Source organism: Ligilactobacillus saerimneri DSM 16049, from assembly GCF_000423265.1.
Lineage (GTDB): Bacteria > Bacillota > Bacilli > Lactobacillales > Lactobacillaceae > Ligilactobacillus > Ligilactobacillus saerimneri.
On record NZ_AUHQ01000027.1, the window covers coordinates 1 to 26,546 of the forward strand.

At 41.1% G+C, this 26,546-nt stretch carries 22 protein-coding genes, 1 other RNA gene and 1 pseudogene; 10 read left to right on the forward strand and 14 right to left on the reverse strand.

What is annotated here, in order from left to right; all coding sequences use genetic code 11:
• Positions 1-459: 459 nt before the first annotated feature.
• From G541_RS0106585 to G541_RS0106620, 9 genes are all read right to left on the reverse strand, one after another.
• Entirely contained in the window at positions 460-1,278 is an 819-nt protein-coding gene (locus tag G541_RS0106585) for an SPFH domain-containing protein (RefSeq protein ID WP_027826913.1), read from the reverse strand.
• A complete protein-coding gene (locus tag G541_RS0106590) occupies positions 1,279-1,638 on the reverse strand; it encodes an Arc family DNA-binding protein (RefSeq protein ID WP_027826914.1) in 360 nt (119 codons plus the stop codon). It abuts the gene before it with no gap.
• A 120-nt stretch (positions 1,639-1,758) separates the two neighbouring features.
• On the reverse strand, positions 1,759-2,001 hold the full coding sequence (locus G541_RS0106595) for a YaaL family protein (RefSeq protein WP_009553200.1): 243 nt from the start codon (positions 1,999-2,001) through the stop codon (positions 1,759-1,761).
• Between the two features lie 9 nt (positions 2,002-2,010).
• Positions 2,011-2,610, reverse strand: coding sequence for a recombination mediator RecR (gene recR, locus G541_RS0106600; protein ID WP_027826915.1), 600 nt, complete (start codon positions 2,608-2,610; stop codon positions 2,011-2,013).
• A gap of 24 nt (positions 2,611-2,634) precedes the next feature.
• On the reverse strand, positions 2,635-2,946 hold the full coding sequence (locus G541_RS0106605; protein WP_009553204.1) for a YbaB/EbfC family nucleoid-associated protein: 312 nt from the start codon (positions 2,944-2,946) through the stop codon (positions 2,635-2,637).
• Positions 2,947-2,968: 22 nt separating this feature from the next.
• A complete protein-coding gene (dnaX, locus tag G541_RS0106610) occupies positions 2,969-4,711 on the reverse strand; it encodes a DNA polymerase III subunit gamma/tau (RefSeq protein ID WP_027826916.1) in 1,743 nt (580 codons plus the stop codon).
• Between the two features lie 79 nt (positions 4,712-4,790).
• Positions 4,791-4,889, reverse strand: an RNA gene (ffs, locus tag G541_RS10200) — signal recognition particle sRNA small type.
• A 28-nt stretch (positions 4,890-4,917) separates the two neighbouring features.
• Positions 4,918-5,451 (reverse strand): tRNA adenosine(34) deaminase TadA, encoded by a 534-nt coding sequence (tadA, locus tag G541_RS0106615; protein WP_035163081.1) that lies wholly within the window; start codon positions 5,449-5,451, stop codon positions 4,918-4,920.
• A 14-nt stretch (positions 5,452-5,465) separates the two neighbouring features.
• Entirely contained in the window at positions 5,466-6,068 is a 603-nt protein-coding gene (locus G541_RS0106620; RefSeq protein ID WP_009553211.1) for a class I SAM-dependent methyltransferase, read from the reverse strand.
• A 225-nt stretch (positions 6,069-6,293) separates the two neighbouring features.
• Between G541_RS0106620 and nrdH the strand changes: the two genes are divergently transcribed.
• Genes nrdH through nrdF form a run of 4 tightly spaced genes read left to right on the forward strand, consistent with a single transcriptional unit; the run spans position 6,294 to position 10,090 of the window.
• A complete protein-coding gene (gene nrdH, locus G541_RS0106625; protein ID WP_009553213.1) occupies positions 6,294-6,524 on the forward strand; it encodes a glutaredoxin-like protein NrdH in 231 nt (76 codons plus the stop codon).
• Positions 6,524-6,898 (forward strand): class Ib ribonucleoside-diphosphate reductase assembly flavoprotein NrdI, encoded by a 375-nt coding sequence (nrdI, locus tag G541_RS0106630; RefSeq protein WP_009553214.1) that lies wholly within the window; start codon positions 6,524-6,526, stop codon positions 6,896-6,898. The genes nrdH and nrdI overlap by 1 nt, the downstream gene beginning before the upstream one ends.
• Positions 6,888-9,059: a class 1b ribonucleoside-diphosphate reductase subunit alpha gene (gene nrdE, locus G541_RS09540; RefSeq protein WP_035163083.1), complete on the forward strand. Its 2,172-nt coding sequence runs from the start codon at positions 6,888-6,890 to the stop codon at positions 9,057-9,059. The genes nrdI and nrdE overlap by 11 nt, the downstream gene beginning before the upstream one ends.
• Positions 9,060-9,097: 38 nt before the next feature.
• Positions 9,098-10,090: a class 1b ribonucleoside-diphosphate reductase subunit beta gene (nrdF, locus tag G541_RS0106645; protein ID WP_009553218.1), complete on the forward strand. Its 993-nt coding sequence runs from the start codon at positions 9,098-9,100 to the stop codon at positions 10,088-10,090.
• A gap of 112 nt (positions 10,091-10,202) precedes the next feature.
• On the opposite strand, the gene G541_RS0106650 is transcribed toward nrdF, so the two are convergent.
• Together G541_RS0106650 and G541_RS0106655 are read right to left on the reverse strand one after the other, a co-directional pair.
• Positions 10,203-10,766 carry an NADPH-dependent FMN reductase gene (locus G541_RS0106650; RefSeq protein ID WP_027826918.1) on the reverse strand — a complete coding sequence of 188 codons (564 nt, stop codon included), beginning with the start codon at positions 10,764-10,766 and terminating at the stop codon, positions 10,203-10,205.
• Between the two features lie 8 nt (positions 10,767-10,774).
• Positions 10,775-11,848, reverse strand: a complete 1,074-nt coding sequence (locus G541_RS0106655; protein ID WP_027826919.1) for an LLM class flavin-dependent oxidoreductase — start codon at positions 11,846-11,848, stop codon at positions 10,775-10,777.
• 172 nt (positions 11,849-12,020) lie between these two features.
• Between G541_RS0106655 and G541_RS0106660 the strand changes: the two genes are divergently transcribed.
• The 4 genes from G541_RS0106660 (at position 12,021) to G541_RS10750 (ending at position 13,367) form a co-directional block, all read left to right on the forward strand.
• Positions 12,021-12,365: a winged helix-turn-helix transcriptional regulator gene (locus tag G541_RS0106660; protein WP_009553225.1), complete on the forward strand. Its 345-nt coding sequence runs from the start codon at positions 12,021-12,023 to the stop codon at positions 12,363-12,365.
• Between the two features lie 126 nt (positions 12,366-12,491).
• Positions 12,492-12,704: a ferrochelatase gene (locus G541_RS10740; RefSeq protein WP_338086460.1), complete on the forward strand. Its 213-nt coding sequence runs from the start codon at positions 12,492-12,494 to the stop codon at positions 12,702-12,704.
• 13 nt (positions 12,705-12,717) lie between these two features.
• The gene (locus tag G541_RS10745) at positions 12,718-13,071 is read left to right on the forward strand and encodes a ferrochelatase (protein WP_027826920.1); all 354 of its coding nucleotides are present in this window, start codon (positions 12,718-12,720) and stop codon (positions 13,069-13,071) included.
• Positions 13,038-13,367: a ferrochelatase gene (locus tag G541_RS10750; protein WP_027826921.1), complete on the forward strand. Its 330-nt coding sequence runs from the start codon at positions 13,038-13,040 to the stop codon at positions 13,365-13,367. Before G541_RS10745 ends, G541_RS10750 begins: the two co-directional genes overlap by 34 nt.
• 115 nt (positions 13,368-13,482) lie before the next feature.
• Here the strand turns inward: G541_RS10750 and mprF are convergent, their stop codons facing one another.
• Both mprF and G541_RS0106680 read right to left on the reverse strand, forming a co-directional pair.
• The gene (gene mprF / locus G541_RS0106675; protein WP_035163086.1) at positions 13,483-16,086 is read right to left on the reverse strand and encodes a bifunctional lysylphosphatidylglycerol flippase/synthetase MprF; all 2,604 of its coding nucleotides are present in this window, start codon (positions 16,084-16,086) and stop codon (positions 13,483-13,485) included.
• Between the two features lie 167 nt (positions 16,087-16,253).
• On the reverse strand, positions 16,254-24,503 hold the full coding sequence (locus G541_RS0106680) for a mucin-binding protein (protein WP_027826923.1): 8,250 nt from the start codon (positions 24,501-24,503) through the stop codon (positions 16,254-16,256).
• 281 nt (positions 24,504-24,784) lie between these two features.
• On the opposite strand from G541_RS0106680, the pseudogene G541_RS09550 reads away from it, so the two are divergent.
• A pseudogene (locus G541_RS09550) lies at positions 24,785-25,382 on the forward strand (IS30 family transposase); the annotation flags it as partial.
• 108 nt (positions 25,383-25,490) lie between these two features.
• Here G541_RS09550 and G541_RS0106690 read toward each other — a convergent pair.
• The gene (locus tag G541_RS0106690; protein WP_027826924.1) at positions 25,491-25,853 is read right to left on the reverse strand and encodes a hypothetical protein; all 363 of its coding nucleotides are present in this window, start codon (positions 25,851-25,853) and stop codon (positions 25,491-25,493) included.
• Between the two features lie 450 nt (positions 25,854-26,303).
• Here G541_RS0106690 and G541_RS09555 point away from each other — a divergent pair.
• Positions 26,304-26,546, forward strand: a 243-nt coding sequence (locus tag G541_RS09555) for a helix-turn-helix domain-containing protein (RefSeq protein WP_155824525.1), incomplete at its 3' end; no start/stop codon positions are given.

Sequence of the window (26,546 nt, forward strand, 5' to 3'; positions counted from 1 at the left end):
CTAAAAAACAGGATACCGGATGAACTGGGAAGCGTAAAATGTGATAAAATAAACATATAACTCATATATCTTTTCTTTTGCGCCCGGGTATCCATTTACCGGGCGTTTTTTTGTTGTCAGATCATCCCACGGCATCCAGACAATAAAAAAAACCGCCCTTAAATAGGCGGTGCTTAAAGGCTCATATAGACAAGCGGAATTATATTTTTTGTCGCGAGTTTGTCGCAGACTTTTATAAAAATACTGTTTTTCTATTAAATCACTATTTTAAAAACGTTGATATAACGGACTTTATACAGTGATAAACACTGATAAAATAGCCGTATGATTTTATGAAAAAAACCGCCTGCTATCAACAGCAAATAAATGGTACCATCGGAGCTCATTTTCCTTGTTCAAATGTAAACAAAAAAGCCACGGTATTTCCGTAGCCTTTTTTCTGTACTTCATACTGTCTGCTTATTTCTTGTCTTGTGTTTCCAACATCTTTTGGATAACCGGAACTTTGCCTAGTTCCGTAATATCATCTTTGCTTAAAACCACCAAGTTTGTATCTGATTTTGCTAGGCTAGTAAATGCCTGAATGCTTTGATCCCGGAAATAATTGCTATCAACTTGTTGCAATGCTGTTCGTATCTTTTCAATACGATAACTTTCCGCATCAGCCCGTTGCCGAGTCGCTTCTGCTTCAGCGCGAGCTGTTTCGACCAACGCTTTATTCTTGGCATCGGTAGTCAGCTTAATATTACGGGCTTCCCCTTCAGCACGTGCAATTGCTGCAATTCGCTCACGATCTGCTGTTAATTGTTTGTCCATAGCGCGTTGAATCTCTGTCGAAGGTGTTAGTTCATCAATATTAACCCGGTCAACGTTGATACCATAGATATTAGTTAAATCCCCAATCGCACTTGCCAATTCGGCATTAATTTTGGAAGTTGATCCCAAAGCTTCATTCAACTCCATTCGCCCAATAATATCTCGGAGGTGTCCCCGCACTAATTGAGCCATTGATTCTACCGAATCTGTATTTTCATAGGTATATTTTATAGCATCTGTCACGTGATAATTGAGCGTCACGCTAGCTTCAATATCCGCATTATCCTTTGTGATTACAGAATATTGTGCTAACCGCAATGGGTGCATTGCCAATTCAACTACCTGAATATTTTGCAAAAATGGAATGTAGAAGTGTAATCCCGCTTCCACACTGCGACTATACTTGCCTAACGTCTCTACTAAACCCTGACAATTCTGCTGTACAATTTTAACTCCTAACATTTAATCCCCTCCCAATTTCATTAGCGGTCGTAAAGTTAAAATATTCCCCACCGCTTCAATCACAATATAATCTTCAGTCGGTGTGTATTCTTGGTTCCCTTCAATTAAATAACGATAGTAAATCCCTTGCAAATGAACTAATCCATTCACTGCGTCAATCTGCTTAGCAGTAACCTTTTGCCCAATAAAATTACGTTGTTCTAGCGATGTACCGGTGGGGTGAACTGCTAGAGCCCGACTAATAATATCAACCACCGTACTATTGACACTCCGCTTATCAGCTTGTGCTTTTTCTTCTAACTGACGCTTTAGTGCCTGTGGTAGTCGAAGTAAAAAAGTAGTCATCTCACTTTGTCGCATATTTCATATTCCTCTATCTTTATGATATCTAAATGATATCATAAATAACAAAAAAATCGTTTGAAAAAGCCTGATAATCTTTTCCAAACGATTTGTATACTAATTTTCATACATCCATCATCAGTGATCAATTACCGACGATTGGATATGACCTTTAATTTGACGCCTTTTTGCTTCTAAATAAAGAAAATAATATTTGGCTTTAGCTAATTCTGTTTCAGCCACCAATTGCTCATCACTATCATACACTGCCGCTTGCGTTTGGCGGGCGTTATCCCAATTACGCTTAGCAGTATCAATATCAGCCAAGAGCATTTCGTCATATTGCTTCTTTAATTGCTGTTTCTTCCATAAACCAAACATCTTGATCCCTCACATCTCTTGCCGACCTTGCATTGCGCGCGCTAGGGTCATTTCATCTGCGTATTCAATATCGCTTCCCACAGCCAAACCATGTGCCAGCCGTGTAACCTTGATTTGAGCAGGCTTGATTAATCGCGATAAATACATTGCCGTTGCTTCACCCTCAGTAGTTGCATTTGTTGCTAGGATTACTTCTGTAATTTCCTCATGCTCCTGCAGCCGCTTCAATAAACTAGCAATGTTTAGGTCATCAGGCGTTGTCCCATCAGTCGGCGATAAAACCCCATGGAGGACATGATACAGTCCATGATATTCGTTCATTTTTTCAAATGCCATCACATCTTTAGGTTGCTCTACCACAATTAGCTGATGCTGGTCCCGTGTCTGATCCTGGCAGATTTCACACGGCTCATCTTCAGTAATATTGCCACAAATTTGACAATAGTGCAGGTCACGCTTAGCTGAAATCAAAGCTTTAGCAAACTTTGTAACATCTTCTTCATCCATGTCTATGGTATAAAAAGCTAACCGCGTAGCGTTCTTATTACCAATTCCCGGCAAGCGCATATAACTTTCAATCAACTTCTCAATCGGTTCTGGATACTGCACCGTTTTCGCCCCTTTTAACTCAAATTATAGACCCGGGATATTTTGTGCATACTTTCCCATTGTCTTTTGGGTTTGACTATCAATTTGGCTCATCGCATCGTTGATAGCAGCCACCAACAAATCTTGTAACATTTCTACATCATCCGGATCTACTGCTTCCGGTTTGATTGTCAAATCAGTCATTTTACGGTCACCAGTAAATTTAACGACTACTAAATCTTCTGGCGCATGTCCCGTGAAAACCGTCGCATTTAACGTTTCCTGATCTTGTTTCATCTTCTTTTGCATTTGCTTAACTTGTTTCATCATTGCTGACATATTCATTCCACGCATCATTACATATTACCTCACTTTTAAATTAATCATTTTTAACTTTAACAATATCTTCCCCAAAAATTTTATTGGCTTCAGCGACTAGTGGCGCTTCCGGTTGTGAAGCAGTAGGCGCCTCTTCTTTTGAGGAAGTTGTTACCTGAGACTTCTGTTTCCCTTTATGCAGTTGGTCAACATAGGCTGTACGAATCTCTAGCCATTGGTCTTGCGGAATGAAAACCAGTTTAAATTCCCTGCCTAATAACAATTCTAATTGTTTAGTCACTGCAACCTGCAGTTCTTCATCTGCAATAGCCTTTTTACAAAGAAAACTCTGCTTAAACCCTAATAAAAGTTGGTTAGGGGCGGCTGCTAAGGGTTGGGCCACCGACATGATTGCCCGCTGTGGTATTGCCAATTGTGAGAGAACCTGGTCCCACACAGCTGTTACAGCTTGTTTATCCTCACGGGTTGCAGCTCGCAATACCGAATATACCCGCTCGAGATCAACCTTAATTTTAGCAATCGGCTTCCGTGTTACAGCTTGTGGTTTTACTTGAGAATTAACCTCGGTAACAGTAGCCCCTGGTTGACTTCGACGATTAAGTTCTTGCTTCAGCGTTGCCACTTCTTGTTGAAGTTGCTTAATCTCTGTTTGAAGTCCCGTATCCATCGTAGCAACCGGTGCTTGCTTGGGTGTCATTTGCGAAGCTTGTGTCAACTTGACAGTCATTACCTCTAAGTAGACAGATTGGTGTGTTGTGAACCGCATATTTTCTTGTTGTTCATTCAACACATCAATCATCTGATATAGACGATCAGCTGCTGTCGCCTGCGCAAATTCTTTAAAGCTATCGTCAATGACACCCATCCGATTTGCTTCAACAATTTCTGGTGCTTCTTGATACAGCAGTAAATCTCGACAATACATAATCAAGTCCTCAATCAAACGACTAGGATCTTTGCCATCCTGGAGTAGTTTCTGAATGGTTATCAACGCCGCTGCCGTGTCATGATTTAACACTTGAGCTAAATAATTATGTAATTCTTGTCGCGTTACACTTCCAGTTACTAATAAGGCATTATCTAATGTGACTTCGTTTTCACCAAATGATAAGACTTGATCTAGAATGCTCAATGCATCTCGCATTCCCCCTTCGGCTGCTTTAGCAATCACCTGCAAAGCCTGTTGATCATATTTAATCTCTTTTTGCTGAAGAATGTATTCCATACGGTGTAGCAACGCAGCTAATGTGATCCGCTTAAAATCAAACCGTTGGGTTCGGGAAATAATCGTTGCTGGAATCTTATGTGGTTCCGTAGTAGCTAAGATAAAAATTACATTAGCTGGGGGTTCTTCTAACGTTTTTAATAAGGCATTAAACGCACCCGTGGATAACATGTGAACTTCATCAATGATATAAACTTTATAGTCTGCTTGTGTCGGCGCATATTTCACTTTATCTCGTATGTCACGGATTTCTTCAACACCGTTGTTTGAAGCAGCATCAATTTCAATTACGTCGTTTAAACGGCCGGCTGTAATTGCCCGACAGGTTTCACATTCATTACATGGTTCACCATCTTTTTGTTGGTGGCAATTAATTGCCTTAGCAAAAATTTTAGCAGCCGAAGTTTTTCCTGTTCCCCGCGGTCCACAAAAAAGATATGCATGGCTTGTTTGCTTCGTTACTAACGCGTTCCGCAACGTCTTAGTAATCAGTTCTTGCCCCACCAAATCAGCAAAACGCTGAGGACGCCATACCCGGTATAATGCTTGATAACTCATCCTGCATTCCTTCCCATTCTAATAAAACATTTCCCCCATTATAACAAAAAATCTCCTCGCCTTAACAGACCAGGAGCTTGCATTCATATCACAAAAGGCACATGCTGAACCAAACTTAGTGCTGCTTCCTTCCGGACCTGACACGGTTCGTAAGGACAACATTGCCTTAAGGCCTTGCGGCAAAATATATCTTAACACGATCACAATTATTTTTCCAGTATTGATTTATCTTTCTTTTGTTGCGCCAGCCTACGCTGCTGTTTCCTAATTTTTTGTTGTTTCCGAATATAGCGAAAGAAGTCACGCAAAATTTTAGCTGACGCTTCTTCCATAATTCCGTACTCAACCTGTGCCTGGTGATTAAAGCGTTTATCCCCTAACAAATTCATCAAACTCCCCGCACAACCTGCTTTGGGATCTTTAGTCCCATAATAAACTTCCGGAATTCGGGAATTGATAATTGCTCCACAGCACATTGCACATGGTTCCAAGGTAACAAATAACTGAGTATTTTCCAATCGCCATGATCCTGTGCGTAAACAAGCTTCTTCGATAGCCATCACTTCAGCATGATGAACCGCATCTTGACTGTGCTCACGCAGATTATGCCCTCGCCCAATAATTTCACCATCACGAACAATTACACATCCAATGGGGATTTCACCTATGTTTTGAGCTTTCTTAGCTTCATACAACGCTTCCCGCATAAACTTGTACTTTTCAAATTCACTAAGCTCCATTTTCTTAATCCTTCCTATTTAATACTTTGCAAAATGAAGTACCCTTTATCCCGCGTCAAAGTTGTACAATTACCAAAAACTTCTAACATCTTCTTTTTAGCCGATGGAGCTCCCTGCTTCTTTTGAAGAACAATGGTTAAAGTCCCTCCTGGCAACAAGTGGGCATATGCTTCCGCTAAAATGGTATGTACTACTTGTTTTCCTGCTCGGACCGGCGGATTGGAAATGATCGCATCATAATCAACATCTTCAACATCCTGGTAGCAGTTTGAAGGCCAGATTTTGACGTTCTTAATTTTGTTAATCGTAGCATTTCGTTGACATAACGCTAATGCCCGGTTATTAACATCTACCATATCAACTTGGCTTGCTGGGAAAGATTTTGCCAAAGCTAATCCAATCGGGCCATAGCCACATCCCACATCTAGAATTTTTGCTGCAGTAGTTAAAGTTGGTGCTACCGCAGTCAATAGCACACGACTACCATAATCCACAGTATTCTTAGAAAAAACACCATTATCAGTAATAAAAGTTAGTGTCTGATCCAGAAGTGTAAAATCCCAGCGTTGTTCTGCATGATCTACATCTGGATTTTCTGTGTAATAATAATTTGGCATTTTTGTATCCTTTCTGTAATTTACGTTCATATTCTGTTTTATATCATACGAATTTTCGCGTGATAAAGCAATTTCTATTGGTATCCGCTTTCTTAAACAACTCTATATATGGTATTGAGGGTGTTTTTTAACCCCCTATATCTTGTGTTTTACGATTGCTTTTAGTTGATTTATTCCCAAAATATTGTATACTGAATTACGTTAATTATCGAGGGAGTGAGCACAATGAAGCTAACTGTTTTTACTAAAAACAACTGTATCCAATGCAAGATGACTAAGAAATTCTTAGAACAGCACAACATCAGTTTTGAAGAAAAAAATATTTCACAAGAACCACAATACATTGATTATCTCCGTGATCACGGCTTTCAAACTGTTCCGGTGATCGAAGAAAACAACGAACCTGTAATCAATGGTTTTCGTCCTGATCTTTTAAGGAGGCTCATCGCTGACTAATGAAAGTTGTCTACTTTACTGTGACAGGTCAGACACGGCGGTTTGTCAAAAAACTTGCTGTTAGTGATCCTTACGAAATTGATGGAATTGATCCAGAACATGAAGTCAACGAGCCGTTCGTCCTCATCGTTCCGTCGTATAGTGACCCTGCTATCACGGAACCTGTGGACGAATTTTTAAGTTATGGAACAAATTCTAAAAATTTAAAAGGAATTGTTGGCAATGGTAACCGTAATTTTGCGGAATTATTTATTATCACTGCTAAAGAACTAGCTCACAAATACCAAAAACCAATTATTTATGCCTTTGAATTCAACGGCACACCACGCGATGTAGAAAATTTCAGGAAAGCGGTGAAGAAACTTGAGTCTTAAAGATATTGATATCAGCAAAGTTCGTTATTATGACCTCAATAATGAGATCAATCTCCCTGTTAATGGGCAAATTCCATTGAATAAAGATAAGGAAGCTCTAGCTAGCTTTCTCGAAGAAAACGTTGGCCCCAACACCAAACGGTTTGCCAATCTAAAGGAACGCTTTGATTATCTCATTGCCAATGATTATTATGAAGCTGAATTTATTCATAAGTATGACTTTAGCTTCATTGAAAAGTTATACGTATTTTTACATCAAGCCAACTTTCACTTTAAGACCTTCATGGCTGCTTATAAATTCTATGCCCAATATGCTTTAAAAACTAACGATGGAGCATATTATCTGGAAAACTTCATTGATCGAGTAGCAGCCAATGCTCTTTTTGCTGCTGATGGTAATGAAGAATTGGCTATGGCTTTAGCAGATGAGATTATTCACCAACGTTATCAACCAGCTACTCCAACCTTCCTCAATGCCGGCCGCAAGCGGCGGGGTGAGTTGGTGTCCTGTTTCTTAATCCAAATTACTGATGATATGAACTCAATTGGACGAGGAATCAATTCTGCCTTACAACTCTCACGGATTGGGGGCGGTGTTGGGATCACCCTATCCAACTTACGGGGAGCTGGCGCCCCTATCAAGGGAATTCAAGGAGCTGCTTCCGGGGTCATTCCTGTCATGAAACTCCTGGAAGATAGCTTTTCCTATTCCAACCAACTTGGCCAACGTCAAGGTGCAGGGGTTGTGTATTTGAATGTCTTTCACCCTGATATTGTTGCTTTTCTTTCCGCCAAAAAGGAAAATGCTGACGAAAAAATCCGGGTTAAGACCTTATCTTTAGGAGTTATTGTGCCTGATAAATATTATGAATTGGTACAAAAGAATGCCGACATGTATCTCTTTGACCCATGGGGGGTTGAGCGCGCCTATGGTAAACCATTCTCATATGTTGATATCACTAAAGAATATGACAATATGGTAGCTAACCCTGCTATTCCTAAGAAGAAAATTAAAGCCCGGGAATTGGAAGAAGAAATTTCCAAACTCCAACAAGAATCAGGCTACCCATATGTTATCAACATCGATACTGCTAACAAGGCTAACCCAATCGATGGCAAAATCATCATGAGTAATCTTTGTTCAGAAATTCTGCAAGTTCAACGTCCCTCACGCGTTAATAATCGCCAGGAATTTGACGAACTTGGCACTGATATTAGTTGTAATCTGGGTTCAACTAATATCGTTAACCTGATGGCTTCACCTGATTTTGGTAAGTCCGTTATGACTATGACCCGAGCTTTGACATTTGTGACTGACCACTCTGCAATCGATGTCGTTCCATCAGTTGAACATGGCAATGCGATTGCACATACTATTGGTTTAGGTGCTATGGGATTGCATGCCTTTTTGGCTAAGAATCACATTGAGTACGGTTCTCCAGAAGCTTTAGACTTTACTAGTGTCTATTTTATGCTCTTAAATTACTGGACTCTTAAAGCCTCAAATACTATTGCTCGAGAACGACAAACGACTTTTGCAAATTTTGCTAAAAGTAAGTATGCTGATGGGACTTACTTTGACAAATATGTAACTAAATCTTATGCTCCGCAAACTGACCGGGTTAAGGAACTTTTTGCAGGCACTTTCATCCCCCAACCATCTGATTGGGCCAAACTCAAGGAAGCTGTAATGCGTGATGGGCTCTACCATCAAAACCGAATGGCTGTTGCTCCTAACGGATCAATTTCTTACATTAATGACACTACTGCCAGTCTTCATCCAATTATCAACCGGATTGAAGAACGACAGGAACGAAAGATTGGGAAGATCTATTATCCAGCTCCATACCTTTCTAACGATACTATCAAGTACTACAAGTCAGCTTATGATACCGACATGCGGAAAGTTATTGACACCTATGCGGCTGCTCAACAACATGTCGACCAAGGAATGAGTTTAACTCTCTTTATGCGGTCAACTATTCCTGAAGGTTTGTATGAGTGGAAGAAGAACCGGACAAACAAGATGACAACTAGAGATTTGTCTATCTTACGAAACTATGCCTATGCAAAAGGCATCAAGTCTATCTACTATATTCGGACTTTCACTGATGATCAGGAAGAAGTCGGCGCAAACCAATGTGAAAGCTGCTCAATTTAACTAGGTGTTGATTTCAATTAAGGAGGAATAATCCGTTCATGGAACGTCTAGACAAACAAGGAAATTACTTAGCTATCAACTGGAATGACATTGAAGATAGCATTGACAAAGCTACTTGGGAAAAATTAACTGAACAATTCTGGTTAGATACACGAATTCCCCTTTCTAACGACCTTGCAGACTGGCGCACTTTATCTGACGCCGATAAAGATGTCGTAGGGAAAGTTTTTGGGGGGCTAACCCTGTTGGATACCTTGCAATCACAAGATGGAATGTCATCTTTGATGGCAGATGCACGTACACAAGAAGAAAATGCTGTACTTAACAATATTCAATTTATGGAGTCTGTCCACGCTAAAAGTTATTCTTCAATCTTTTCAACGTTAAACACTCCTAAAGAAATTGAAGAGATCTTTGCTTGGACTAACAGCAATGAAACATTGCAATATAAAGCTCAAAAAATTAATGACATTTATCGTCACGGTAAACCATTAGAAAAGAAAGTCGCTTCTGTTTTCCTGGAAACTTTCTTATTCTATTCAGGTTTCTACACTCCGCTATACTGGTTAGGCCACAATAAACTGGCTAACGTTGCTGAAATTATCAAGTTGATCCTGCGGGATGAATCTGTTCACGGCACATATATTGGCTATAAGTTTCAACTTGGTTTTAACGAATTGAATGCTGAGGAGCAAGAAAACTTTAAAGAATGGATGTATGATCTTCTCTATGATCTTTATGCTAATGAAGAACAATACACCCACCTTCTTTATGACCAAGTTGGTTGGACAGAAGAAGTGCTCACTTTCTTACGTTACAACGCTAACAAAGCCTTGATGAACCTTGGTATGGATCCCTTATTCCCAGATACTGCTGAGGACGTCAACCCGGTAGTCATGAACGGGATCTCTACTACCACTTCTAACCATGACTTCTTCTCCCAAGTCGGTAATGGTTATCTGTTGGGGAACGTTGAAGCAATGAATGATGATGACTATCTATTCCGCTTTGACGATGACGATCAAAAATAAATATTTCCATAACTAAACAAGCGGCAGGCAAGAAATATTGTTTCTTGCTTGCCGCTATTTTTATTATATAGCCAAAGCTTTTTATAAAATTTATACCACTAATTCTTTGACGCTAGAAAAGGCTATCTTCTAATCTTTGCAGTTGTGCTTGATACGTCTCAGTCGTCAATAACAAGTCACTGGCTAATCGGTCAATACGCGTAATAATCTCTCCGGTAATGATTTCATCACCAGCAATATCTTTGCTCTCCACGTATAAACTACTTGCTAATGGGACTGCCTTCATAAAGTTTAAAATCGGTTTAAGCTGGTAATCGGCCACCAAAAAATGGCGGGGTGAGCCCGCTGTTATCACAGCTGTGGTCACCTTGTCTGCCAAGGCTCGTGCGGGAAGTAAATCTAAGACATTCTTTAACGCCCCAGAGATTCCTGCCTGGTATACTGGTGATCCCAAGACCAAAGCGTCCGCACTCATGATTTCTGTTGCCACACGGAGAGTGTCACCACTGTACTCACGAAAATCACGTCCATCACTAAATACCATCTGCAATTGTCGTAAATCCAGCAAAACCACCTCAACTTGGTTGCTTTGTGCTTGGAGAGCATCTTTTAGTTTGTTCAAAATTGTTACCGTTTTCGAACCAATAACAGCACCTGATACAAGTACTATTTTCATTATTTCACCTACTTCTTCGGATATGCCCGGGTATACTGCTTAACAACAGGAACAATCTTCTCCCCTAAATAATCAATTTGTCTCATCACTTGTTTGTGGGGCATTCCTGCAAAGTCAAGTTGGGCAATATAGCGTTGCATCCCAAATTGTTCATACTGGTAAAGGATCTTTTCAACAACAGCTTCTGGGTCACCAACATTCATTGATTGTAGCAGGTCGCGTTGGGCAGCAAAGGCCCGTTTATCAAAGCCATAACCATTAGCTAACCGCATTCCCTCATCAACATGTGGATAATACTCCCGTAGCGCTGTGGTCATATCTTCAGCTACATAAAATAATCCCGCAGTTGTTACCGGAATTTCCGCTGGATCATATCCATTTTTGCGTAAGACGTCACGATAAATATCCACCGACTCCTTGAAACGTGATACCGGCCCAGCAAGGGTTGTAATCACCATGGGAACACCTGCTCGCCCTGCTTTAATCGCACTCTCAGCTGGTCCACCAACCGCTCGCCAAATAGGCATCTTTCCATTTAAAGGCCGAGGATACACAGCAATATCATTTAACGGAGCGCGAAATTTGCCTGACCACGTAACTCGTTCATTGGCTGCGATCTGTAATAATAAATCAAATTTTTCTTCGAAAAGTTCAGCGTAATCCTCATATTTGTAACCGAGCAAATCAAAAATCCCTAAACGTGAAGCCCGTCCGCCAACAATTTCGGCCCGTCCATCAGACAACAAATCTAATGTAGCAAAATCTTCAAAAAGTCTAACTGGATCTGTGGTCGACACAATAGAAGCAGCCGACCCGATCTTAATATTTTGCGTTGCATTAGCAATGGCTCCCAAAATGACTGTATGTGCCTGGTTAGTAAAATATTGCTGATGGCTTTCGCCCAAACCATAGTAGTCTAAACCTGCTTGCTCTGCATACGTAGCTTCTTCAACTAACTCATCAATTCGTTGCTTTTCACTACTGATTTTGCCCGTAGTTGGGTCAGGCATCCTATCCCCTAACGTATAGATTCCTACTTCTAACCCATTTTCTGGATGAATCCGATAATCTGCCATTGTCATTTGGATAACCTCCACTTCATAACTTACTATATGTAAGTAATATAAATGAAAATACGCAGCTTGCCAAGACGGCACTTCAGAGTAATCAGATTACTTTAAAGATACCGTTTGATTTGGCAAGCACAAAATTGATCCGTATAATAAAACTTAAAAAGTTGCAGGAGGAATACCGATGAGTTTTGAACCACTGGACTGTCACATCGATGATGGTCTCAAAAGTTTATTGGGCAAATGGAAGATCCCTATTTTAATTCAACTACGCGCTCAACAAGTGTTACGCTTTTCTGACTTATACCGCGCACTACCTGGAATAACTAAGAAGATGCTTACACAAACGTTAAAAGAACTGGAGGAAGATGATTTAGTTAATCGCAAGGTCTATCCGGTTGTGCCCCCTAAGGTCGAATACCAATTATCTGCACATGGTCAGGAATTGATTCCGACCCTCGATGCCCTTCATGCGTGGGGAATAGCCCATAGCGCACACTTAGCGCATAAGCAACATCGGCATGACTAATCCGGTTATATTAGAAAATATTTTTACACACTACCGGCTAACTTCTTAGCCTTAGTATTAAGGAGGATTATTTTTGAAAGAAAACGGCTTACTCCTCGTAAACCTTGGTTCCCCCGTTCCACAAGTGTGGCTGATGTACGCCAATATCTCGCCGAATTCCTGGGTGATCCCAATGTAATTGAAATGCCCCGCTGGTTTTGGAAACCAATCTTGCATGGGATACGGTCACGGCCGGCTAAATCAGCTCAGCTTTATCGGGAAATATGGACCGATGCGGGATCTCCTCTTATCGTCTATACCTATAATTTAACTAAAAAAAGTTCGCACTTTACTTCTTGACTGGGAAGTGACAATGGCTATGACCTATGGTCAACCAACAATTGCCAGTCAAATTACCAAGTTGCAACAAAAATGTCACCACATCACTGTCCTCCCACTTTTTCCTCATTACAGTAAATCCACTACTAAGTCCATTATCGACCAAGTTGCAGCGGTTGCTCCAAATGCAACAATTATTAAACGCTTCGGTGGCGACGATGCTTATATTGCGCTTCTGGTTAATAGGATCAACCAATTATGGACAGCAGGTGACTATGACCAATTGTTTGTTTCCTATCACGGGGTTCCTGTTTCTGTGATTAAACGCGGGGATCCTTACCAGGATGAGAAACCATGGTTACTTCGCGCAAGTTACAAGCAGCTTTAACTTTAACATCAGACAAAATTAAATTCACCTACCAATCACGGTTTGGACCAACCCCGTGGCTCCAACCATATCTCCATGAAAGTCTTGTCCAAGCGGCTGATGCAGGCATACGAAAAGTTTTATTAGTTTGTCCATCATTCACAGCTGATTGTTTAGAAACTTTACATGAAAATGGTATCGAAAATAAAGCTAATTTCCTAGCTCATGGCGGGCAAACTTTAGATCTTGTTCCTGCCCTCAATGATGACGCGGAATTTGCTCAATATATTGCCCACTTGGTTCAAATTCATAAATAGATACCAATAATACAAAAACCGTTAGAAATTGCGTTACTGAAAACGTTACTTTCTAACGGTTTTATTATTACTGTTTTCTAAACTCCAGCTAAAGCTCTAGTTTTTTCATTCATTATTAGTTACGTAAAAATCGTGGCAACCATCTTTGCCATAAATCAGGTAACCCCGTGGTATTCTTCTCTTTTTTAACCGGAACGTTTACTACCGCAAATAATTGGATCATGGTAGTAACTAGTGAACTCTTCTTCCGATAAGCAATGTATTTAGGATACCATTGGGTAACGTATTTATTTTTAAATGACCGTAATCCTTGGAACGAGTAAAAACGGTATCCATATTCATAGATCAAATGGGCAATTTTTTCTTCGAGGAAACTAAACTCCGAATTTCCTACGTTTGCTAACGGAGCCATCCCCATATCAAACCGCTGATATCCATTTTGCTGTCCATATTCAAATAACTTGATAAATAGAATGTCCATTACTCCAGAAGGAACACCATCATGACGGTGGCGCATAAGATCAATTGAAAGTACGCCCTCCTCCATTGGCATAATATTAGCAAAGGCCACCAAGCGTCCGTATTGGTTTTTTACCACTGCTATCGGTTGCCGTTGTAGGTATTCTTCGTCAAAAAAACCTAATGAGAAGCCTTTTTCGACTTCTTGCCCTAACCATTCATCTGAAACACTACGCAGATCAGCCATTGTCGCCGCATCAAATGGTGGTTGTAATAAAGCAAACTCATAACCTTCACGTTCAAATTTATTAACTAAGTTCCGTAATGGCCGCCGCTTCTTCCCCGCCATGCTGAAGTCGGGCAGGTCAACATACCCTTCTTCACCGATTTTGATAAAATCAAACCCATAATCATGGAGTAATGAGGCAACTTCCTGATTTGTTTCATAAAATACCAAGCTGTAGCCAAACCGATCTGCAGCCTTCATAAAATCCAAGATTGCGCTTCGTAAATATTCCTGATTACCGACCGGTTCTCCCATGATCAATAGTTTATTAGCGTTGCGCCGATACATGAAGAAAAGTTGATCCTCTCCGTCAACTTGATAGTAATAAATATTTTTGTCACGCAAATAAGCCAACTGACTTACTTCATTGCCCCCAAACTGGGCAATTATCTTATGAATACGTTTTTCAGAATAATTATTTCGCTTGAAAGGATCATTGGCTGCTCCTAAATAGCGGATCAGAATCATTCCCAGCAATGCAGCAATTGAAAGTGCAATCAATCCCGACAGCCAAATTTTCAAACCTGGAAAGAGGAAAAAGGCAGGTGTCTTATGATGGCGCATAAATGATGGTGTATTCAATACTCCAACAATAAGATAGACCACCAGCGTCATCACAAAGATCGACCCGTCAACAATTAATTCGTTAATAGAATAACGTAGCTGTTCACGGTAAAGCTCTTTTTTGGCAAAGGCCACTGCAATTACTACTAAAACTAGGAAAGCAATAAACACCGGCGACGAGGAATCCCAAAAAATAGTGTTAGCCACACCTGCTACCAATAATAGCAATGCCGGCCAAAAAGCCCGCTTAACCTTTAGTGCAATCGCCCGACCTAAAATAATCAAAAGAACTGCAAAGATGATGTCCGATGATTGACTCAAGAAAAAGAGGGTATATGGATATAGCTGCAACAAAAACTTGTTACTGAATGTATAATTAGGGACCGCTGCTTCCAATAATAAAAAGATACCTGAGAAATACATGAAGCAAGTCACTAGGATATGCGCAATTTTTTGGAAAGCAGCTTGGGGCAAACCATCCAAATACTCATTGACCCGTCCTCCCATGCTGTGGGCAAAAAAGATTAAGCCAATAATAAAGGGAACAATATAATAAAAGATCCGAAAGAATAAACACCAAACAACAGCTTGGTCTGTTGCAATGCCTAAGGTGCTCATCCCCATCATCATGAAGACGTCAAAGGAACCTAAGCCCCCAGGTACCATTGAAATGACCCCTAAAACTGATGCAATAACATACAGGGGAAAAATTGCAGCTAAGTTCACAGATACATGCATAACCCAGCCAATCATCATAAAGAACCCGGCCGCAAATAACCACTCAAATAGCGATCCAGCGATTAACCGCAGCTCAATCCCCAGCGTTAGGTCTTCAAAAAAGGATGCACTTTTTAGTTTGGTAACAGTAAATAATACTGGGAAATACAAAGCTCCACCAGCTAACCAAATCCAATAATTAGCAAATTGAACTCCGATTTGCCCAATAAAAATCATTCCTAAAGCTAGCCAACACAAAATAGACAAACCCGCAACCAAAAATAATGCTACCTTGGATAAGGCATATAATACCTGCTTTTTAGTTGCATTTTGACTGTAAAAATGGGCCCGCAACGTTGCCCCTAAAACCCCGCCAAAGCCAGCGATATTAGTAAAACTGTTAGTTGTCCATCCGCTTCGGATGATATACGGGATTGTGAATTTTCCTGGTAAAAACTTCACAATAGCAAAGTCATACCCCAACATCGGTAATACTGCTACCATTCCGCCTAACAACATCAACCCTATTTCGATTGGCGACTGATCAGCCAATCCCTGTCCAACCCGATTCCAATCTACATCGCGAAAAATTTTTGCTACTTCAAAAATCACAAAGATTACCACTGATGTTACAAATAATAATTTCAGCAATAGCGCATTGCGATCAAAAAAAGTACGTGCTTTTTTTAGCATGGTTGTCACCTATTTTTCCTCCCCAAGTATGTTTTATCTATTCCCATTATCAACGAAATTAGTTAATTATTCAACTAACTAACGTAGATTAAAAACATTTTTAGCAAAAAAGGATAACTCACAGTAATAAACTGCGAATTATCCTTCGTTGTTAGGTGTTATTTAGCTCAATCGTGCTTTTTCTTTTTATTTTTCAGATCGATTCCTAATAATCCTGCCAGCATTATCAGGAGTAACCCCCACACCGTCTCGCTGGTGGTTTCTTCGGCACCCGTTTGTGGTAACCGTGCTAATTGCTCTGTTTTACTTTCCGCTTGAGCTGGACTTGGATTTTGTTGGTCACTAAGCGCAACCTTCTTATCAGCCATTGTCCCGGGCGCATTGTTCTTATCTGCGTCATCTTCTGGCATCTGTGGCTGATTATCTGGTGCGTAAATGAAAATAATTTCATCATTTACCAGCTTAAATTGTCCGCTGACACTAGGGACTGCACTTTGTAAGTGATAACCAGGGATCTGTATAGCCTGTGCAGTAAATGCTGCCCCAAATGTTCCTGTTAAAACTGTACTTGAAGCCAATTGGTGCCCATCAGCGGTTTGATAATGAACCACTACCTGCTCTTCATCAGGTGCATAGATAAAGACTACGGCGTGATTATCCACTTGATAAGTTCCGGTTACTTGCGCGGGACCACTAACCAAGTGGTATCCTGGAATATCCTTTGCAATCGCGGTGTACTCTCCACCATAGACACCGATCAAGTTTTCACTTGGATGCAACGGCTGCCCATCAGTCGTTATATGCTGTACTGTGACTGTTTCAGGGTTTGGAGTGTAGTTAACGACATATGCTTTATCTAGGTTCTCGTCCCAAGTGGCATCGCTAACAACAACTGTGTCACCGCCAACACTGTCCATCTCTGGAGTATACCCTTCGATGTCTGGACTGTTCAAGGTGGCAAAACTTGCCTGGTCATTCCATCCTTGATCCCAAATAACCACTCCGGTAGCCATATCCTTGATTCCCCCTTGAGTAAAGATCAGGGTCTTTGCTACTGTTTGTGGTCCTGCTGGTAAGTTATAGGTCACTGTCATCGTAACCGTCTTAGTTCGCTTTTGGTCTACCAACTTATGCTTAAGGTGCACAACGATTTGTTTACCATCGTGGGTACCATCAGCGGTAAAACTAATCTCTGTTGGATAGCCTGATACCAAGACATACTTATTCGGATCCGGATTGATAATATTAGTAGCGACTTTCTGGTCAGTTTGTCCATTGATCACTTGTGAATCACCAATTTGTAGTTGATTGTTGTCATCATCAACATAAATCACCGTCGCACTCTGCTTATTAGGACTATAAATCACTGTTCTTTCAACAGTATTTAATTTTGGATCAGCAAAATTGTCATTCGTAATTAACACTGCCACCGGAGCCACTTCTGGCTGATCGGCCGTATAGCCCTGAATTTCCGGACTATCAACTGCTGCTAAAGTCACTTTTTGGTCCCAAGCCGAATTCCAAATGGTGGTCTCAGTTACCAAGTCAGTAACCCCATCTTGAATCACTGTCAAGCCTGGTTCTGTTTGGTAATCATCCGCCGCTTGGGAATGTGTAGCATCGGCAAAAACGTAATGAATTACTTCTGTAATGGTCTTAGTTCTGTGCGCTGTCACTTGCTTGTGCTTAAAGTGCAAAACAAATTGATTACGCTGATCGTCGCTTTGATAAGTTGTACCTTTAGCAAAATTATCCGTTGCATCTGCGTTCACAATGTAGCCTTTAGCTTCTAAAGTGGCAATGATTTGTTCTAGACTTTGCCCGTTTTTGGTAAATACAATTTGCTCAGCAAACTTGCCACTTGCAGTCAACTGATTCAAAATTTGACCGTTGGCATCATCGTCCACTAGCTTTATCTGAGCATTCTGTGGATTAGCTGTATACCGGATTGTGAACACTGTGTCTTTATCCAACGGCTGAATATTGTCCATCTCAGGCGCAGCGTTGGTTGGTGTATATCCATCGAGTTTTCCTACAATTTCAGGTGCTCCTACACTGGCAAATGAATCCCGATAACCAGCAACAAGTTCCCACGGATTGTAAGTAACATGCTTAGTAACTTCGTCTACAAGTGCACTCCGCTGGAACTTAGCCGTTTGTACTAATTGCTTGGTAGTCCCATCTGGGAGGTAGACGACAATTGTCCGCGTGACCGTTTGATTTAGATCGCCCGCTTCTAACCCGGTTGTATATGTCAGATTAGGGTTATCTGGGAGGGGATCAGTCGAGGTTTTAGGATCATCCGGCGTTACTAAAACAGTAGCATGTTCAATTAAAACTCTTTGATCAGGAGTATGATTACCAGTAAAAGTAATTGCCACAGGAATCTTCTGTCCTGCAACCAATTTCCATCCAGCTGGAATCTTGATTTCAGTTCCTGTTGGTGTCTTAAAACGTCCATCGTCCTGTTTCAAAGTGATGGTTTCATCTGTATGTCCCGTGATTTCATATGTCGGAGTGATGACCTTCCCCGTTTCTTTATCAACAAACGTGATATTTGTTTTTTGTTCCTTCGGAGTATAGATGACAACTTTGTCCCCACCATTTTTCGGCTTACCAGCCAAATCAAAGGCGATCCGCTCGTTCGCAACTGTCTCTGTATTCGCTGTATATCCTGCAAGGGTGTGCTTATTAGCAGTTAAATTATAAGCATCAAAGTACACCGGTGTTGTTACATCAGTGGTCCCATGAACCCACTTAGAATAATGCACTGCGTCATCACTGCCCTGGGCAAGTTTAACCAGATCAATATCAGCCGTCCGCGTCCAATGTGATTCTTGGGTGACAGGAGCAAACGCTTCGCGTCCATCCTTGTAAATAAAGGAAATCTGCCGAGTAACAGTGGTATTCAGATCTTTCTGGTCAACTCCTTGCGGGTAGTTATGTGTATAACCATCACCATCTGTCAGTTGATCTGTCGTTGCTTTCCCTGCTTCAGCAGTAACTGTGACATGCTTGTGCCCAACATAAACTTTCCAGATCTGCTTAATTTTCAGCGGGACTTTTCCAGCATCGGTATCAATTAGTTCACTATCATCATATGATTCTAGATATTCCTTATTTAGTCCCTCAGGATTAGTTGTCCAGCCATCAGATACCAGCTTGTAACCTGCTTTGGCTAACTGTGCTAACCGTTCCTGGGTAGTGTAATTAATTGTGTCCCCTGAATTACCATTAATTCCGTCAGTAAATAGTGTATTGCCGGTATCTTGGTCAATGTACGATACTTGGGCTAATGATGTATTAGGAGAAATAACAACATAGACATCACCAGCATTCACACCCTGAATAGCAGCAATCGATTTTACTGTTGCTTCTTGAGGAGTATACCCTTTCAAAAAGTCATATTCTGTTGGCTTATTCGGATCATAGTATGGGGTAGGCACACTAGCATAATCTCCCACTGCACCGCTGGTAATGGTAGTTGAAGTCCCATTTTGATCTTCGGTTGTAGCGCTTACCGGTAACCATATATTGCGAACTGATAATTCTCCAGTCACCAAGTTAATTTCTACTTGCCGGTAGAACTTAACTGTTTGGTGAATATCATTTAAGCCAGCTACTGGTTGCCCTGAAACATCAACCCCATTCTTTGAAGTTCCTTGCGCATACCGATAGTGAATTGTCCGGGTCGAAGTTGACTCATAATCTTGCACATGGTTAGCGTATTCATTTGCAGGATAAACCGGTGAATTCTCATCATTATTATCAACCTTTCCACCGACAGTTGGCGGATTATCTGGTGTCACACTAACCCACTTTTCATGGTAAAAGACATCTACTGTTGTATCTGCCGTTGTTGCGTCAACATCCTGAGCTGCAATCGACGCTAAAGCTCGGTCATTACTGTCCGTGGCCTTTTCATAACCAAACTTCGTCAAATCATACGTTGCTACTGCTTGCCAACTTGTTTCATCTGTTGCTTCGTACCCAGCAGTATCCTCAGTTGCTTCAGCATATGGAATCCATTTTTCCCCTACTTTTGGCACTACACCTGAACCTTCAAAAATCACATCCACTTGACTTGGCTTATAATAACCAACCAAGGCTTTAGTGATCATGTCATACATTGCGTAGCGCTTTAAGGTCACTACTTGCTTCACAGTCTGAGGATATTGTGTTGTGGTTACACGTCCATTTGCGTCATTAATCAAGCGATCTTGATCCGCATCCCAGAAATTGATTGTCCGCGTTACCGTCTTTGTTTCTAAGGTGAACCGGTTACTGTGAATCAAATGCATAGTTACGATATTTTTGCTTGGATCAGCTGAATATGTTTTCGGCATTCCCAGCCCATCATCAGAATCAATAAATTTTCCTTGATCGGTATCGTAGTAATGCACATAACTTAAATCATAACCGTCATCAATCCCTTGATTTAAACGATTGAAAATATCCCAATAAACTGTCTTATTCTCGTCATCAATTGCTCCATCAGTGACTCCCGTTGCGATCTTCAAGTCCGGAATGATGATCTTACTATCGGTGTCATCAATTACTACGTAGTGAAATTCTTGTGGTAGAGCAGTGTAGGTAACTGTATTGGTAAATGCTATTGTATCTTCTGGATGTTTAGCAAATTCAGCTGCAATATCAAAAGTGATTCCCTTTGTGGCAATTTCTGAAACAGCTGTCCCTGCCAAGTATCCCGCTTTTTCCGGAACGGTTACCCCTGGAATCGTAAATGTTGCCTCTGTCCCAGTGGTGGTTGTTCCTTGTTCCTGATACAAATAAGTAACTTCGCCTGTAACTTCGTCTGTCATTTGGGTTACAGTATAGGTCTTGGTAACTGGAGCAGCAATGCTATTGTCACCATCTTGTCGATATAATGGTGCACTTGGATCATATTCGAACTTATCTGTCCGTGTTACCGTCTTAGTAACCTTGTCAATGATATGTTCCAATTCAAACTGAACGGTATCGCCATCGAAATAATAAGCAACAGTCTGGTTAAAGCCAGCCTGGCCCGCACTATACTTTCCAGTCTTGATTATCGTTGGTGTTTGTCCTGCTACTAACTGATAGTGGGCTGGAATCAAATCAGCAGGAATATTTGCAACATCAAAATCAGCTAACTTCAGCGTATCTTGATTGTCACTATATGTCTTCGTTAAGGCCGGAACATCAATGTAGCGGTCCTGACCATTTTCATCAACATAATGTAGTCGTGCTTTAACAGTGGACTCCCCTGTAATCTTTATCCCCGCCCGGGTAGAAATAAATGGTGTCATCCCCTCACCCATCAAGGCTGTATCTAGGTACGCTGTCTTATTTGCATCATTGATAAAGTTGGGATCAGTTCCGTGGAAAATAAATTGTCCCACAGCTGTGATAGGGTCAATCGTCCGTAAGAAGCGAATCATCACTGCTTTAACTTTAGACCAATCATCAACCTGATCCGCGGTCATAAAGCCTACCGTCGATGGCAAGTAACCTTTTTGCGTTTGATTTGGCAATGTTTGTGTATCATATGAATACAAAATTTCAAAATCATTCATACCAAACGCAGTACTATGCCGTTCAAATTCAACCGCCCGGGTCAAATGGAAGGTAAAACTTGTATCTGAACTCTGTGGTAAGTTAGAGACCAAATACCCCTGTTTAATGCCATCAGTACTATAATTTGCCAGCCGTACAAAGTACGCCATTTGGTCGCTTCCTTTATCGTCTGAAGTCCCGATTTGAACCGGTTTAACGTCCTGGTTCCCCTGAGCGGTATTTGGGACATAAGCAATTGGTGGAGTTTTAATTGTAAAAGTCCCTGAACCTAAAAGATACAATTTACCACTAGCTCCACTGTCAGTAATCCCTTGAGTATAACCTTTGACATCTTCTTCAGGATTCAACACTTCTTTGGAGGTGTTAACCATCCCTGTTCGGGTAAACATGTACACTTGCCAACCATATGAGCCTACTTCAGCATCCGGATCAATAGCAATCGGCATTTGGTTAGAACCATAGAGATAGTTACCAGCTTTGACATCGAAGTTAAATCCCGTTCCCGTATAATCTAACTTGATAACTTCACGCCCGTTATACATAAATTTAGTTAGCTTGGGCTCTACTACTCCCTTTTCTCCTGGATTTGGTAAAACAATATCTTTCCACGTACCAGGGAAGTTCATATGCTCTGGTAAGACATAGTAGAAGATTGGTTCGTGAATGTATTTTGTTCCGATGGACGAACTATTGGCGTTGGTGACGCTGATACTACCATATGATTTCCAGTTTAGGTCCTCACTGTAATATTGATTAGAGGTTTGCGAACCGGTAGCTCCGGCATCCGACTTCAAATCAGCTACACTTTGAACCCGTTGATTTGAAGTATTAGTATAAGCAGTTCCATTTCCAAACTCTGGTGACCAGACTGTAAATTTAGTGCTAATCCTCAGATCAGCAGGTAAGGGATCAGCTTCATCGATGGCTGGTGCCAAGGTCCCATACACAACGAAAGATTCCGGACTATCATACTGGTTTGTCCCAAAATTACCCGTGGTGTAATAGTTAACATATTTATTCGTTTCGGCGCCAACTGCCCAAACATCGGGAATAAGTTCTACCTTTTGGAGTAACTTCCCTGTCGGCGCAGTTACTGCCTCACCCGCTTTAATAGTTCCCGTTAGAACGGTCCCATCAGTTAAGTAAGCTGTATAAGTATAGGCCGTAGTTCCCCGCCGCGCTACCTCGTTTAACTGTGGTGTTCTAAAACCCGTAATAGCCAGTTCCTTAGGAAACTCTGCAACAATATGCAAGCTATTCTTAAACTCAACTGAAGTTTGATTAGTAAAGGAGAAATAGTTGGTAATCTTCGTCGCAACTGTTTGACTAAATAAATTAGAGTTGTTATTTCCCCATGAATACAGTGGCAGTTTTCCTTGGTCAGGAATAGCATCCTTTCCTAACATCGTAATCTGCCACGGAGCTAGTGTTTTGGAGATAGTTGTCAAACCATCTTCAGTTAGGATCTGCTCTTGTATCGTGATCGGTCCCGCTGCAGTTAAAGTCGAAGTAGTCTCTGGACGCTCAGCTTCAAATTTCCCTACTAACTTATATCCTGTTTGAGATTCATAGCCTTGGGCTCCATATCCCTTGGGAACAGTGATGACAATGTTTCCACCTTTACCACCTACTTGCGTAATCGTTGTTTGATCACCATCTTTTAACTGACTAGCTAACCGGGAGGCGGCTTCATCCAAAATGAAGTCTGCCGGTACCGGAATTACAATCTGAGCGCCATAATTACGGGCTGAGTTAATCTTGCTAGAAGAATAGCTTTGGTCATCTTGGATCCCAGTTGCTTGTCGAATATCAAGTTCGAACTCATATGTGACATCCGGCAACAGTTTATTAACCGTCTTCGGATCGGGTTTAGTTTGGATGAGTTGTGCATTGTCCAAACTAGTATGGATCTTAGTTGTATATGTTAATGAAGGATTCTCTATTGGTGTTGTGTCATTGCTATTGTAATGACTCCAGTAAATTTTTCTAATAGCGTCCCCATCTTTGATTACATCACTTGGTCTCCCTTGACCCGTATAGTTATTGCCATCATTGATGATAATCTGTAACCCTTGGGAACTAATAGTGAAGTTATTAGTAAATTGGAAAGTATAAACATTATAGCTAATCCCATCAATCTTTTCTGATGTCCGCTTAACAGTTCCGGCTCCAGTTAATGCCCCCGCTGTCATAACTGCAGTATCATTAAGTGAAAATAGATAGTTAGGAACTTTAACGATGTAAACGTCACCGGCATTGATTGTCCCACTTAAACCGACAGTAATCCCACTATTAGAGCCATCATTCCCCAGGGTGCTGCGGCTAATATGCAGAGTTCTGCCATTATCATCAGTAGCGGTCAAGCCATCACTTGCCACTGAAGCCGTAACATTGGGAGTAGCTGTTCGTACCCGTGGTTGGATAGGGGCATTACTTTCTATTACAGGAGAGGTTTCATTCACTGTTGTATCTGCCGAAGTAGCAGGGGACACCGTACCACTATTCGGACTGCTACTTGCCACACTAGTATCTGTCGCTGGTACGTTTTGGCTACTCGTATTTATAGCAGACGGCTCATCAGTAACAGCAGTCGTTGTTTCCGGCTGAGCTTGAGTGCTGGTAGCTTCTGTTAACTCGCTATTCCCTGAATCCTTGCTAGTTATTGCATCACTGGTTGTTTGCACCGTTGGCAGTGCATTTCCAGTTTCATCGGCTTGGACTAGTTGACCCTTTGTAAATACAAACATTGTTCCTAAAAGAACCGAGGCAAAACCAACCGTTAATTTACGTAAACCATACCTCGGCTTCTGCATAGCAGCCTTTTGCTTGCGAAGCTGAGTGTTATTTTTTCCGACCATAATTAGCAACCTGATATCAACGTGTCTTTGTAGTCGGATAACTACATTTAAAGATCGATACTTTCCTTTCTCCCATTTTTCTGAACAGTTTCTAACCTAGAACACGCTTCTCTTTACTAGGTTCTGTTGCAAAAATTACATTTATAAATACTGGCTTTGCAACCGTATTCATATATAATTATAAAATCATTATCACGGTTTGTAAAATTAAGTTAGAAAAATAAAAAGCCATTTGTGGTAGACTTTTGAATACCCATACATCAAAAGAAAGGACACCACAAGTGACCTACCACCATCTTACCATAGACGAACTAACGATGATCGCTAATTTTCGTGACCAAGGAGTAAAAGCCTACCGGGCCGCCAAACTTTTGCATCGGAGCTTAGAAACCGTCTACCGAGTTTATCGCTTTCTGGCCGCCGGCCACACGCTCCAAGAGTATTCGTAAAAACAAGGCTCATTGCGGTCGGAAGGCCATTCAATTGCCCACTGATGAGGCAACTTATATCAAAGCCAAAGTGGCTCAAGGCTGGACGCCAGACACAATCATGGGACGCGCTGAACGACCACTCAGCTGTAGTATGCGGACGCTTTACCGCCTTTTTGAGCGGGGTACCTTTGATGTGCCGATGAAAGGCAAACGTTGCCCCAATGGTTACGTAGAACGGCGGGGGAAGGCTGGTCAACTTGGCCAAAGCATTCACCAACGGGCTATCGACTTTCCCAACTTTAACCGTGAATTCGGCCACCTTGAAGCCGACACCGTCCAGGGCAAAGGACATCAGGGCGCCGTTATGACTTTGGTCGAACGGACTTCCAAAGTCGAAGTAATTCTTAACGTCCATAGTAAGACGGCCACCAGTGTGACTCAGCACTTACAAGTTTGATTTTAATATTAATTATTAGTTTGTAATTTACTATACTTTGTAATAGCTAAGTGCGAATAAAAAAGACCGGTAACAACCAGCCTCTTATCATTGCTGCGTCTAATGATGCGCAACATGATATTTATGCCCCGCGCGCCCTTTCCGGGTTACACGTTTGATTTTTTGGTGTTTTTGTTCGACCAATTTAAAATTCTTCATTTTCCCCCGAAACGGGCGCCTAGCAACTTTTAGCCGCGTCCAGTCCTGCATCGCCGTGATCATGCCAGCTAACTGTTTGGTTTGAAAATCATTTCCTTCTAGCTGGGCTGCCTGGTAAATATCAGTTTGTAACCGATTAGTTAAATTCTGATGGTAACGGAGTAACTCATCCGTCAACGGTTCATGCCGATACTTGTTGAACAAGTCTTGGATAATTATCATCGCTTCTTTAACATTCTGGGGTTTGACATAACGATTTTGCATATTAGTTCCTACTTTCTTTTGTGCTTTTAGATTGATATATCGTTTTTTTTTTGATATAAATATATATGTAATTTTTTGTTAGGAGGTTACGTATGCGTCCGAAAAAAATAGCTGACACTATTAGGAAAATAGTTTTTTTAATTTCATATTTTTTCATAACAATAATTATATACAGTTTCTTTTTACTGTACCTAACTGATGGAATGCATCATATCTGGATTCTTTCTACCCTTCAAATGAAAATCGACGGTTTCTTTTATGAGTTACATATGACCAAAATTTCAGACTTACTTCTGATAGTTGCACCCTTGGTCTTTCCATTTGCATTTATCTTCGTCTTTATTAAATTGGCAGATTGTAAAATTTAAGTTGAACATTTTAGTGGACAGAAAAACCCATAAAGGTCTTTAATGGTGTCGTTACAACATTCCATTAGAAAGAAGGACCTTTATGGGCACCACTATCTTATCATTTTCAGACCGCATTGTCATCGAAACGCTTCGTCATGAAAAGCGATCTCTTCGATATATCGCTGATTACCTGGGCTTTAGTAAGACTACTATCTTTAATGAAATTCACCGGTTAAAGGGTGAATACCATGCGACTAGTGCGCAAGCCGACCACGAAACTAAACTTAGTTATCGTGGTCGTAAATGCTCATTAACGGCTAACCTCAAGCGACTAATCGAAGAC

Bases quoted from the DNA above. Each gene is read 5' to 3' on its own strand.
- dnaX (WP_027826916.1), bottom strand. From the start codon at position 4,711: ATGAGTTATCAAGCATTATACCGGGTATGGCGTCCTCAGCGTTTTGCT.
- tadA (WP_035163081.1), bottom strand. From the start codon at position 5,451: ATGGAGCTTAGTGAATTTGAAAAGTACAAGTTTATGCGGGAAGCGTTG.
- G541_RS0106680 (WP_027826923.1), bottom strand. From the start codon at position 24,503: ATGGTCGGAAAAAATAACACTCAGCTTCGCAAGCAAAAGGCTGCTATG.
- mprF (WP_035163086.1), bottom strand. From the start codon at position 16,086: ATGCTAAAAAAAGCACGTACTTTTTTTGATCGCAATGCGCTATTGCTG.
- G541_RS0106655 (WP_027826919.1), bottom strand. From the start codon at position 11,848: ATGACAATGGCAGATTATCGGATTCATCCAGAAAATGGGTTAGAAGTA.
- G541_RS0106620 (WP_009553211.1), bottom strand. From the start codon at position 6,068: ATGCCAAATTATTATTACACAGAAAATCCAGATGTAGATCATGCAGAA.
- G541_RS0106595 (WP_009553200.1), bottom strand. From the start codon at position 2,001: ATGTTTGGTTTATGGAAGAAACAGCAATTAAAGAAGCAATATGACGAA.
- G541_RS0106660 (WP_009553225.1), top strand. From the start codon at position 12,021: ATGAGTTTTGAACCACTGGACTGTCACATCGATGATGGTCTCAAAAGT.
- G541_RS0106590 (WP_027826914.1), bottom strand. From the start codon at position 1,638: ATGCGACAAAGTGAGATGACTACTTTTTTACTTCGACTACCACAGGCA.
- G541_RS10750 (WP_027826921.1), top strand. From the start codon at position 13,038: ATGGTTACTTCGCGCAAGTTACAAGCAGCTTTAACTTTAACATCAGAC.
- G541_RS0106690 (WP_027826924.1), bottom strand. From the start codon at position 25,853: ATGCAAAATCGTTATGTCAAACCCCAGAATGTTAAAGAAGCGATGATA.
- G541_RS0106585 (WP_027826913.1), bottom strand. From the start codon at position 1,278: ATGTTAGGAGTTAAAATTGTACAGCAGAATTGTCAGGGTTTAGTAGAG.
- G541_RS10745 (WP_027826920.1), top strand. From the start codon at position 12,718: ATGGCTATGACCTATGGTCAACCAACAATTGCCAGTCAAATTACCAAG.
- nrdF (WP_009553218.1), top strand. From the start codon at position 9,098: ATGGAACGTCTAGACAAACAAGGAAATTACTTAGCTATCAACTGGAAT.
- nrdI (WP_009553214.1), top strand. From the start codon at position 6,524: ATGAAAGTTGTCTACTTTACTGTGACAGGTCAGACACGGCGGTTTGTC.
- nrdH (WP_009553213.1), top strand. From the start codon at position 6,294: ATGAAGCTAACTGTTTTTACTAAAAACAACTGTATCCAATGCAAGATG.
- G541_RS0106605 (WP_009553204.1), bottom strand. From the start codon at position 2,946: ATGATGCGTGGAATGAATATGTCAGCAATGATGAAACAAGTTAAGCAA.
- G541_RS0106650 (WP_027826918.1), bottom strand. From the start codon at position 10,766: ATGAAAATAGTACTTGTATCAGGTGCTGTTATTGGTTCGAAAACGGTA.